Origin of the sequence: Pseudomonas sp. CROZ-RG-20F-R04-15, from assembly GCF_022662375.1 — a bacterium.
Taxonomy (GTDB): Bacteria; Pseudomonadota; Gammaproteobacteria; order Pseudomonadales; family Pseudomonadaceae; genus Aquipseudomonas.
Genome location: NZ_JAKNQL010000018.1, coordinates 102,668 through 114,533, shown reverse-complemented (window position 1 = coordinate 114,533; position 11,866 = coordinate 102,668). Strand labels below are relative to the sequence as shown.

The 11,866-nt window shown below is 58.8% G+C and carries 7 protein-coding genes and 1 rRNA gene; 2 read left to right on the top strand and 6 right to left on the bottom strand.

Annotated elements, in window-relative coordinates; translation table 11 throughout:
* Positions 1 to 110: 110 nt before the first annotated feature.
* Positions 111 to 226, top strand: a 5S ribosomal RNA gene (gene rrf / locus L8H52_RS22490).
* 72 nt (positions 227 to 298) lie between these two features.
* Here the strand turns inward: rrf and L8H52_RS22485 are convergent.
* The 4 genes from L8H52_RS22485 to L8H52_RS22470 all read right to left on the bottom strand — a co-directional run bounded on the left by L8H52_RS22485 (position 299) and on the right by L8H52_RS22470 (position 5,648).
* Positions 299 to 1,477, bottom strand: a complete 1,179-nt coding sequence (locus tag L8H52_RS22485) for a PepSY domain-containing protein (protein ID WP_242208740.1) — start codon at positions 1,475 to 1,477, stop codon at positions 299 to 301.
* 76 nt (positions 1,478 to 1,553) lie between these two features.
* Complete coding sequence (locus tag L8H52_RS22480) at positions 1,554 to 4,058, bottom strand: TonB-dependent siderophore receptor (RefSeq protein WP_242208741.1); 2,505 nt, start codon at positions 4,056 to 4,058, stop codon at positions 1,554 to 1,556.
* An 88-nt stretch (positions 4,059 to 4,146) separates the two neighbouring features.
* Positions 4,147 to 5,148: a FecR family protein gene (locus L8H52_RS22475; protein WP_242208742.1), complete on the bottom strand. Its 1,002-nt coding sequence runs from the start codon at positions 5,146 to 5,148 to the stop codon at positions 4,147 to 4,149.
* Complete coding sequence (locus L8H52_RS22470) at positions 5,148 to 5,648, bottom strand: sigma-70 family RNA polymerase sigma factor (RefSeq protein WP_150687708.1); 501 nt, start codon at positions 5,646 to 5,648, stop codon at positions 5,148 to 5,150. The genes L8H52_RS22475 and L8H52_RS22470 overlap by 1 nt, the downstream gene beginning before the upstream one ends.
* Positions 5,649 to 5,952: 304 nt before the next feature.
* Here L8H52_RS22470 and L8H52_RS22465 point away from each other — a divergent pair, with 304 nt between their 5' ends.
* Complete coding sequence (locus L8H52_RS22465; protein WP_242208743.1) at positions 5,953 to 7,833, top strand: methyl-accepting chemotaxis protein; 1,881 nt, start codon at positions 5,953 to 5,955, stop codon at positions 7,831 to 7,833.
* 147 nt (positions 7,834 to 7,980) lie between these two features.
* Here the strand turns inward: L8H52_RS22465 and L8H52_RS22460 are convergent, their stop codons facing one another.
* On the bottom strand, positions 7,981 to 8,448 hold the full coding sequence (locus L8H52_RS22460; RefSeq protein ID WP_242208744.1) for an SRPBCC family protein: 468 nt from the start codon (positions 8,446 to 8,448) through the stop codon (positions 7,981 to 7,983).
* Positions 8,449 to 8,471: 23 nt separating this feature from the next.
* Positions 8,472 to 11,864 carry a non-ribosomal peptide synthetase gene (locus L8H52_RS22455; protein WP_242208745.1) on the bottom strand — a complete coding sequence of 1,131 codons (3,393 nt, stop codon included), beginning with the start codon at positions 11,862 to 11,864 and terminating at the stop codon, positions 8,472 to 8,474.
* Positions 11,865 to 11,866 lie beyond the last annotated feature (2 nt).

The window sequence follows — 11,866 nt, the reverse complement described above, 5'->3', positions numbered from 1 at the left end:
AGATTAAATTCCAAAACCCCTGTCTGCTAACGCAGTCAGGGGTTTTGTTTTAGTAGAAACATCCGTTTTTGCTGGCTTGTTACCGTGTTGACGAGCCAGATACAGAATTTCTTGACGACCATAGAGCGTTGGAACCACCTGATCCCATCCCGAACTCAGCAGTGAAACGATGCATCGCCGATGGTAGTGTGGGGTTTCCCCATGTGAGAGTAGGTCATCGTCAAGATTGAATTCCGAAACCCCTGTCTGCTAACGCAGACAGGGGTTTTGTCATTTCAGCGCCTACAAAAACTGACTATTAAACTGCTTTGCGTGCCTTGCTGATGCGTCGAGCCTGCCATTTGCGCCACCAGATGTAGACGCCGGTCCCTGACAGTCCTGCAATCAAAACACCTAACACCGCGATCATTACTTGTCCGGTCACTCCTACGATCCGTCCACCATGTATCGGCAACTGCAGCCGATAAAACTGCTCCCCCAACGTCCCCTGTCCTGTTATTTCCTGTCCTAACAAGCGCCCGTCCGTACCATGAAAGAACAACCAGGATTTGCCATGGGCTTCAGTGTCGTGCTGCCCGAATCCCGCGCCGTAGAAGTTGTACTCGAAGCTGTAATACAACTCCCCGATCACTGCTGTCAGTCCTAGCCTTTTCCCCTCCTGCAATGCCCTTTCGTAAGCCTGTTGATAACTCAATTGCGTCACCCCCAACGTTGAAGGAGGCATTCGTCCTCGCGCCTCATAGACGCTCGGCTCAATCGACGAAAACAACGACACCGCAGGCTTGAACACCTGACTCGGCAAGTTCATCGCCACGCTGCTCACGGCGATCGGCAGCAACAACAGCCACAACCACAATCCCCCCGCACGATGCAGATCGAAGTTCAGCCGGTAGGCATGCCCACCCTTGATCTTCCAGGCCGTCGACCACTTCTTCCAGAACGGCTTTCCACGCGGCAATGTCAGCCACAGCGCCACAAAACAGTCGATCACCCAGGCGACGGCCACCAACCCCATCAGCCACAACCCCCAGTTCCCCGGCAATGTCAGGTTGTAGTGAAACTCGAGGATGAACGGGACAAAATTCTTCCGTCCAAAACAGCATTCCCCCCAATAACGCTGACCCGTCTGTTCAGCACTCACCGGGTCGAGGTAAAGCACCTGATTACGCTCATCGAATGGCTTTCCTGTCGCCGGATCAGTACGTGGCACTGCCGCCAGTAAAGCGGTATGCCCCGCCTCATGCGGATACTCCATGTACCAGACCTGCAGCTTTGGATGCGCGGATTGCACCGCATCAACCAACGTGCCCGGTGGCAGTCGCGAACCCTGGGCAGAAGCCGTATAAAACTCCGGGTTTAGCCATTCATCCAGCTCATGATTGAACGCCAGAATGCTCCCGGTAATCCCGGCCAACAGCAAAAACACTGCTGTGGCTAAACCGATATATCGATGCAATAAAACCAGAAACGCACGCATTGAAATTTTCCCGTGAAAACGACAAAGCCAGCCCCTGAATTTCAGAGGCTGGCTTTTTTATGCCCAGGACAAAGGCTTAGAACTGGTAGCTGACCGTCGCCGCCACGTTGCGCTCTTCGCCCATGTAGCAGAAGTTCAGACTGGCGCAGGAAGCCACGTAGGACTCGTTGGTCAGGTTGTTCGCATTCAGGCGTACGTCAACGCCCTTCAAACCGACTTTGCTCAGGTCATAACCAATCGAGGCGTCGAACAGTGTGTAGGACGGCACCTTCAAGGTGTTCTCTGCATCCGCCCAGCTATAGCCGACATAACGCACGCCGCCGCCCAGGCGCAGGCCATCGAGTACCGCACTGTCGAACTTGTAGTCCGCCCACAACGAAGCCATGTGTCGTGGCGCCTGCGTCGGCGAGTTGCCTTTGTTCTCGATCACGTCGGTCGGGGTGCTCAACGTACTGACCATCGACTTCGAGTATTCGATATCGGTGAAGGTGTAGCTGCCGAGAACCTTGAGGTTATCGGTCAACTGCATGTGCGCTTCCAGTTCCACACCCTGAGAGCGGACGGCACCGACCGCACGATAGAAGTTTTCCTGCGGCAGTTTGGTCGCCAGGTTCTCTTGGTCGATGCGGAACAGCGAGGCGGTGAACAGGTTGTCCGTGCCCGGCGGCTGATACTTCAAACCGACTTCCCATTGTGTGCCATCGGTAGGAGCAAGCGGGTTACCGGCACTGTCGGCATAGGAATTGGGGTTAAACGATTCGGAGTAGCTGATGTAGGGCGCCAAACCGTTATCGAACAGGTACAACGCACCGGCCCGGCCAGTGAGTTTGGTGCGGCGATCATTGATCTCTGTGCCAACCGGACGTCCGGCCTCAGCGATACGGTTTTCATCTGAAGTCTCGACCCAGTCCTGGCGCAAGCCCAGCGAGAAACGCCACTTGTCCATCTCGATCAGGTCTTGCAGGTAAACCCCGGTCTGCTCCAGACGGCGCAGGTAACTGGTTTCGCCATACATGTCGATCGTCGAGTTGCCGTACACCGGGTTGAACGCATTGATCGGCGCGAGTCCGCCGCTGGTCCAGTCAACCACGGTTTTACGCCGCTGATAATCCGCGCCCATGAGCAACGTGTGTTTGGTCGCGCCGGTGAAAAATTCGGCCTGGAGCATGTTGTCGACGATGAATGCATGCAGACGCTCATCACCGCCGGTGTAGTAGCGGTTCAACTCGTTGCTGGTCGGTGAGGTCCAGCCATAGGCGTAGACCTGATCCATGTTTACCTTGGAATCGAGGTAACGGAAATTCTGCCTTGCGGTGAAGACATCATTGAACCGATGTTCAAACTGATAACCGAACGATTGCTGATCTCGCGAATAGCCATCGACACCCGGTTCGCCTTCGAAGAAGTGCGGCGAGATGCGGTTGCCGTTGCGCTGATGAATCGTGCCGTCCGCTGGTACGCCACCGTGGTAACCGCCATCCGGATCGTGTTGCAGATAAGCCTGCAACGTCAGCGAAGTGTCTTCAGTGAAATCGATACTGAGGGTCGGTGCGAGGGCGAAGCGCTTTTCCTTGTTGTGGTCGAACTGTGTGTCGGACTGATCCGTTAAGCCGATCAGACGATAGGCAGTGCGCTTGTCGTCATCGACCGGGCCGCTGAAGTCAAAACCGACCCCGCGCTGACCCTGAGTGCCGACCGTCGCTTGGACCTGGTGGTAAGCCTCGTACAACGGTTTCTTGCTGGTCAACGCCACCAGGCCGCCAGGCGAACTGCGACCGTACAATACCGACGACGGTCCCTTGAGAATGTCCACGCGTTCAAGGAAATACGGATCGACTTGCATGGTGCTGTAAGTGCCGCTGTCACCCATCGACTTGAGGCCGTCGAGGTAGATATTGTCCACCGAGCCATCGTTGAAACCGCGCATCGCCACATAGTCATAACGGTGGGTCGCGCCATACGGATTGGTCAGCACGCCCGGGGTGTAACGCATTGCCTGCGCGACGGTCTGCGACCCTTGGTCGTCCATTTGCTCGCGAGTGACCACGGAGACGCTTTGTGAAGTTTCCAGCAACGCGGTGCTGGTCTTGGTGGCGATCTGGCTGTGGGTGGCGTTGTAGCCATCCATGCTGCCCAATGCGTTGCCGAGGGCGAAACCTTTGATATCGGTGGTTGGCAGGGCCAGCGCTTCGGTTTCAGCCAGCGGGCGCAGGATGTAACTGCTGCCATCCTGACTGAGCGCTTCCAGACCTGAACCGCCGAGCAAATGGCTCAGCGCCTGATCAGTCGAATAATCACCCTGTACGCCGGGCGATTGCCGGCCTTGGGTTTGCTGCGGGGTCATCGACAACGTAATGCCAGCCTGACGGGCGAACTGATTCAACGCTTCTCCCAGCGGCCCGGCAGCAATGTTGTAGCGATGGCTGACTTCACTGGTACTGCCGCTGGCCGCCAGGCTCAGACTCGGCAATGCACTCACGCCCAGCGCTGTGGACAACAGTGCAGCGCGAACGGCGTGGCGCAGCAGTCCGGAGTCGGCAGTGAAATTCGGAGAGTTCTTACAGGTGGCGCGGACAGTCATTGTAGGTTTCCGTAGGAAGTCGCAAACGCTTGAATTGAAGTGCTTACTGACCAAGCCGAACTTGCTGCGAAAACCCGCCAAAATAATTTCAGGCGACGCGCTCCAGCGTCACCCACCAGCGCGTGCGGTAGCGCAATTGCACCGGCAACGTCTGCGGCAGGATGGCCAGCAGCTTGTCGGTATCTTCCAGGCGGAACACGCCGGACAGACGCAGCTCGGAAACGTCGGACGCACAACTCAGAAAGCCCTGACGATAACGCCCGACTTCAGCGAGAAAGTCGCCCAAGCGCATATTGCGTGTGACAATCAGGCCATCGACCCAAGCGCCGGCATCCATATCCAGCGGTGGCGCCGGACGTACCTGGTGGTGGTCGATCAGATAGCTTTGCCCGGCGAGTGCTTCCAGCGATGTCGTACCGGAGTGAATGGCAACCCGCCCACTGGTGACGCTGAGTCGCGTGCAATGGCTGTCCTGACGCAGGATGAACCGCGCATCCTGCGGTTCGTAAATGCCGTGACGGCTTTGCACGCGCAGCGGCCGCTCGAAGGTTACCCCCTGATCAGCGCCGCCACAGGTGACGATGATTTCGCCGCGAGTCAGTTTGATCAGCCGCTGCTGCGCGGTGTAATCCAGATCCACCGCACTGGCGGTGTTGAGTTCGATCCGCGTGCCATCGGGCAACTGGAAGCCACGACGCTCACCGGTCGCTGTCGCGTAATCGGCGCTCCACTGTTGCCATGTCGCAGTGTCCTTGGCCAGCCAGGCGGCGGAACCCATCAGCAATGCACCAGACAGCAACTTCAAAGCCTGTCGCCGGCCCAGCCCCTGTGCGCTGTTTTCCAAGGTGTTGAACGCCACCTGGGCACCGGGGACTGCGCGCAGGTTATTGCTCAATTCGGCTTGCAGCGACTGCACCCGTTGCCAGGCCAGTTCATGCTCATGATGTTCGGCGCGCCACTGTTCACACTGGCGGTTCAGGCGCGGATTGCCGTGATTGTTGCGCAGGCGCAACAGCCATTGAATGGCCTGCTTGACCACCTGTTGCTGCGGCTCGGTGCGGCGGCTCAGAGAAAGATTATCCACAGGCATCAGTTTTCGTACCGCAGCACGTAGCAGTGATACAGCGCATCGGCGACGTAACGTTCGACGGAGCGCAACGACAGGCCCATCTGTTCAGCGATCTGCTTGTGGGTCAAACCTTCGCACTGCGCCAGCAGAAACGCCTGACGCACTTTCGGCTTCAGTCCTTCAAGCATGCGCGCGATGCTTTCCAGCAGTTCGATTACCAGTGCACGGGCTTCGGCGCTCGGCGTTTCGGCTTCGGGTAGATGCGCAATGGTTTCCAGATAGGCGCGTTCGATTTCCTCGCGCCGCCAATGATCAATCACCAGACCACGCGCGATGGTGCGCAGGAAGGCGCGAGGAGCTTTGAGTTCGAGGCGTTCGGTGCGTTGCAACAGGCGTACGAAAGTATCCTGGGCCAGATCTGCCGCATCTGCCGCGTTGCCCAGCCGCGCGCGCAGCCAAGCGTTGAGCCAGCCGTGATGACTACTGTAAAGCGCCTGTACTGCAAACTCAGGTGAGGACATGAACGCGAACGTCACAAATGATAATTACTCGCATTGTCATCAAGGGTTACAGAATTTGCAACTGCCACTGATACAACGCTCATAAAAAACCGGCTACCAGCCGCTCTAGTACGCCGTTCGGCGGGAACTCGCCAGAAATGCCATCCATTTTCCGTCCAGCCCTAAGATTTCTCCGACACGTGCCGACAGACTGGTGAGACATGCGTGCACCAAAGTAGAGCGGCCTGAAGAACGCCGCCTGCGCTGTACATGGAATGTTGCATCCGGAACGCATCCCCACTTTTGTCATAAGAAGTCCCATGAAATGAATCTCAAGTTCAGCCATAAAATCCTGTTGGCCGCCTCGGGCGTCGTGGTCCTGGCGTTCGCGCTGTTCACCCTCTACAACGACTATCTGCAGCGAAACACCATTCGCCAGAACCTTCAGTCTTCTGTGCAGCAGGCCGGTGATCTGACCGCCAGCAGCGTGCAGAACTGGATGAGCGGGCGGATTCTGGTGCTGGAAAATCTCGCGCAGAACGTTGCCCATCAGGGCAAGGACGCGGACTTGCCGGGTCTGGTCGATCAGCCGGCCTTCACCTCGAATTTCCAGTTCACTTACGTCGGTCAGGCCAACGGTGTGTTCACTCAGCGCCCTGACGCGAAGATGCCGGACGGCTACGACCCGCGTCAGCGCCCTTGGTACAAGCAAGCGGTAGCCGCCGATAAAACCATGCTGACGCCGCCGTACATGGCTGCTGTCGGCGGGTTGGTGGTAACCATCGCCATGCCGGTGAAAAAGAACGGCGAACTGCTCGGTGTGGTCGGTGGTGACCTGAGCCTGGAAACCCTGGTGAAGATCATCAACTCGGTGGACTTCGGTGGCCTCGGCCATGCGTTTCTGGTCAGTGCCGACGGTCAGGTGATCGTCAGCCCGGACAAAGATCAGGTCATGAAAAACCTGAAAGACATCTACCCGAACACCAGCGTGCGCATCGAGAAGGGCAACCAGAACGTCGTGCTCAATGGCCAGGAACGTATCCTGTCGTTCACCCCGGTCAGCGACCTGCCGAATGCGCAGTGGTACATCGGTCTGTCGATCGATCGCGATAAAGCCTACGCCGCACTCAGCCAATTCCGCACCTCGGCGCTGATCGCGATGTTTGTCGCCGTGGCCGCCATTGCCTTGCTGCTGAGCCTGTTGATCAACGTGTTGATGCGTCCGCTGACCACCATGGGCCGCGCGATGCAGGACATTGCTCAGGGTGAAGGCGACCTGACTCGCCGTCTGGTTGTAGAAAGCAAAGACGAGTTCGGTGAATTGGGCAGCGCGTTCAACCAGTTCGTTGAACGGATTCACGCGTCGATTTCCGAGGTGTCCTCGGCGACCCGTCATGTGCATGACCTTTCGCAACGGGTGATGGCGTCGTCCAACGCCTCGATCGTCGGCTCCGACGAGCAAAGCGCGCGCACCAACAGCGTCGCTGCGGCGATCAACGAGTTGGGCGCCGCCACCCAGGAAATTGCGCGTAACGCCGCCGATGCTTCGCAGCATGCCAGCGGCGCCAGCGAGCAGGCCGATGACGGTCGTCAGGTGGTCGAGCAGACGATTCAAGCGATGACCGAACTGTCGCAGAAGATCAGCCTGTCGTGCACGCAGATCGAAACCCTGAACGCCAGCACCGACAACATCGGCCATATCCTCGATGTGATCAAAGGCATCTCGCAACAGACCAACCTGCTGGCACTCAACGCTGCGATCGAAGCGGCGCGTGCCGGTGAAGCCGGGCGTGGTTTTGCGGTGGTGGCGGACGAGGTGCGTAACCTTGCCCATCGCACCCAGGAATCGGCGGAAGAGATCCACAAGATGATCACTTCCCTGCAGGTCGGTTCGCGTGAAGCGGTGACCACGATGAATGCCAGTCAGGCCTCCAGCGAGCAGAGCGTGGAAGTGGCCAACCAGGCCGGTCTGCGTCTGGTCAGCGTGACCCAGCGCATCGGCGAAATCGACGGGATGAACCAGTCGGTGGCAGCGGCGACCGAAGAGCAGACCGCCGTGGTGGAAACCCTCAACGTCGACGTTAACCAGATCAACCTGCTGAACCAGCAGAGCGTGGCCAACCTCAATGAAACGTTGAAGGATTGTGATGCGTTGTCGCAGCAGGCTAACCGTCTGAAGCAACTGGTCGACAGCTTCAAAATCTGATTTTTCAGCTTGGAGACCGAGTTATCGTTCTTCGCGAGCAAGCTCGCTCCCACAAATTGACCGCGTTTCTACAGAAGGAATGCAATCAAAATGTGGGAGCGAGCCTGCTCGCGAAAGCGGTGGTTCAATCACCGCAAAGCCGAAGCCTTAAACAAACAGCTTCAACACATTCCCCATCGCATCATCCGCAAACCCCTGCACAAAATCCTTGAACCCTGGCAGCGCCTCTTCGCCGCCCGAGGCCGGCTCGGCAATGATCGTCCACGTCGCCCGGGACTTGCCTGTGCCCAGCGACTCCACATTCATCGCCGCCCACAGATTCGCCACGCCCAACGTGTTGTAAATTGTCGTCCAGGTCATGCTTCGTGCGTGCTCATCGCGCGAATTGAGTTGTTCGACCACCACGTTGCCATCCTTGAAGAACTTTTTGCGCAGTGAGGACACGCCCTCACCGGTCATTTCGATATGCGACAGCGCCGGAATGAAGCGGTCGAAACCGCCGAAATTGCCGACCACCGCCCAGACTTGCGCCGCGTCTGCGGGCACTTCTACCGAAGAGACAACGTGGCAGCCGTGGGGGTTTTTGATCAGGGTGTCGGGTTGCAGATTGCTCATGGTGTTGCTCCTTTTTTATGGCTTCAGATGAAGTTGATTTGTTTCAGGTAGTCGCAGCCGCGACGCAGCAGCGCCGGGGATTTCTGCGGGTAGTGCGCGCCCATTTGCTGCACGCCGGCTTCAGCGTTGGCGTGGCCGATCAGAGAGATGTCGCCGATGTCTTCTTCAAAGCCGTTGAGGTAGAAACCGAGTACGCCGAACAGCGCGTTGTCGGCGTCGACCCGGTTCAGTTGCTGCTGCCAGTCGGCAACGCTGACCAGCGCGAACTCGCTGCCGGTTTCACGGAACGAAGCGACGTAGGCGTCCCAACTCAATGGCTCGGGGTTATGCAGGTTGAACACCGCCCGCTCGGGCGCATAACGACTGGCGTGGAAGGCGATGAAACGGGCGAGAAAGTCCACCGGCATCAGGTCGAAATTCAGCGCGAAGGCTGGCACCTGACCGAGCTGAATCGAGCCTTTAAGCATCAGCATCAAGCGGTTTTTGTGCGGCTGACAAACGCCGCTCAAGCTGTTGAAACTGATGTTGCCGGGGCGATAAAGATTGACCCGAGCGCCGCGTTCCCGCGCCCGTTCAAGGATGCGTTCAGCGACCCATTTCGACAGGTTGTAGCCGTTGCGAATGTAGATCGGTGGCGTCAGCGCGGCGGGCAGTTCCAGCACCCGTCCCGCATCATCGACCGTGCTTGAAGCCGACAGCGTAGAGACGAAATTGAAAACCTTTTTGCTCTGCCCTTCGCACAAACGCAGCAGGGCAAAAATCGGCTCGACGTTGTCTGCCGCCAGCGACTCGTAATCAAGCACGTGATTGACGTTGGCGGCGTTGTGCACCAACGCGCCGAACTCACGATCCAGACGTTGATAATCTTCGTCGTTCAGGCCCAGTTGCGGACGCGTAATGTCTGCCGCGTAAACCCGCACACGACGCAGATCCAGATGCTCCAGACGGTTTTCCCGCAGTGCCTCGGCAAAGCGTTGCGCCGCCGTTTGCCCGCCGCCGTCACGCACCAGACACGCCACTTCGCTGGCGCCCCAACCAAGCAGCGCCTCGACGATGTGCACACCGACAAAGCTGTTGGCGCCGGTGACGATGACCTTGTGCACATCGCCCATGCGGCTGATCGGCAGCGGTTCGATGTCCAGCGTACGTTCGGCGTCGGCCATGGCCTGGGCGCTGAGCACCGCGTTGTCATCGGTGCCGCGCACCAGCGTTGCGAGTTTGATGATGGTCGGCAGTTCGATGAAGCGATTGATCGAAACGCTGCGCCCGAATTCCTCACGCAAACGCAGCAACATCCGCGACAGCAGAATCGAGTGGCCACCGAGATTGAAGAAGCTTTCGTCGGTGGAAATGTCGCTGGTCGGCAACTCCAGCAACTCCGCCCAGATCTCCAGCAGCAGGGCTTCATCAGCATTCACCGGCAGACATTTCGGCCCGCTGTCCTGAACGTTCACCGGCAGTTCCAGCAGCGCTTTGCGGTCGACCTTGCCGTTGCTGGCGAACGGCATGCTCGGCAGCTCGGTCCACGCCACGGGTTGCATGTAGTCCGGCAAAAACTGTCGGGCGTGGGCCTTCAATGCTTCGCGCGCGGTGGCTGATTGCGGCTGGGCGAGGAAGGCCAGAATGCGCCGCTGACTGTCGATCACCACCGCCACTTGCCGGTACAACTGGCTCTCGCGCAGGCAGCGCTCGATCTCTTCCGGCTCGACCCGAAAACCACGGATCTTCACCTGATTGTCGCGACGTCCGCACAGCTCGATTCCGTGCTCGCCCCACTTGGCCATGTCACCGCTGCGGTAGGCGCGCAGCGTCTGCCCGTCCGGCAGATTCAAGGTCAGATAACGCTCGGCGGTCTGCTGTGGATTGTTCAGATAACCGAGGCAGACGCCGGGGCCGACGATGAACAATTCGCCGACGGTGTTCTGCGGCACCGGTTGCAAATCGTCATCGAGAATCAGCACCTGGCTGTCGGCGATCGGCGCGCCAAGGCTGCGGTTGCTGTCACCGGGTATCAGTTGACGCGCAGTGATCAGCACCGTGGCTTCGGTCGGGCCGTAAAGGTTATGCAGCGTGCCCTGACGGGTCAGTTGCTCGATGACGAACGGCTCGCAGACATCGCCGCCGGTCATCACTTGCACGCCTTCCAGCTGCTCCAGCGGCAGGATGCTCAACAGCGCCGGCGGCAGGAACGCATGGGTCAGTTGTCGGCGGCGGATCAGCGCGATCAGTTGCAGCGGATCACGCCGTTGGGTGTCGTCGGGCACCACCAGTTCGGCGCCTTCAAGCAGGGTCGGGAAGATATCGATCAGTGACGAATCGAAGCTCAGCGAAGAGAACTGCAAGACCCGACTTTCGGCCTGCAACTGCACGTAATCGGCGTACCAAGCGGTGAAGTGCGCAAGGTTGGCCTGACTGAGCAATACGCCCTTCGGATGCCCGGTGGTGCCCGAGGTGTAGAGCGCCATGCACGGCGCATCGAGTGCGGGGCGCTGGCGCATCAGCGCTTGGCTGAGGTCCGCATCAGCGCTGTCGATGCCACTGACATCCAGCCCCGCCATGGTTTCGCCAAGCGGATGCTCACCATCGTGCAGCAGCAACAACGCGCCGGCGTTTTGCAGAATGTATTGCTGGCGCTGCAACGGGTGGCTCGGTTCCAGCGGCAGGTACACCGCGCCGCTGCCGAGAATCGCCAGAATCGAAGCGAACAACGCCGGACTCTTCGGCAGGCAGATACCGACCACCCACGGCTGCGGGTGTTGCTCGAGCAAGGGCTGCAAGCGCTGTTGGATCGCGCGACTGTGGGCGTGTAGTTGCCGATAGCTGATCGATTGTTCGGCGAGATGCAGCGCCGGTCGTTCGGCATGACGGATCAGGCTTTGTTGCAGGCGCTCGATTGCCGGGGCCTGCGCCTGTTCCAGCAGAGTCGGATTCGCCGTGTCGTTGAGGCGATGGATGTACGCCAGGCTGTCGAGGAACAGCAGGTCTTCCATCCGCTCGAAATCCGCCGCCGGCACCGACGCGGCCTGCTGAAAATAGTCAGCATCACGAGAGAAGCGGCTGACCAGCAACGTCACTTCGTCGACCACCTGCGTCAGTGCTCGCTGGCGCAGTGACTGACCATTGCCGGACGGCTCATCGGCAATCGGCACGCGGCTGATCAGTGAAGAGCCGAGGAAGCACAGCAGATCGAGTGAAGGTAAACCGGCCTTGCTGTGCGCATTGATACCCAAGCGCAGGTGCAGGTGCGGGATTGCGCAGCGATCGCCAGCGCCGATGAAGCCATCGTCGATGATCAAGTCCATCGTCGATGCCGCAACGCCGCTACGCTGCAATGTGTGGCCGTGTTGTTCAAGCTCCAGCGCCAGGTCGGTCATGGCCTGGCTGGCGCCAATCAGCAAAATGTCGAGACGTTTCATGT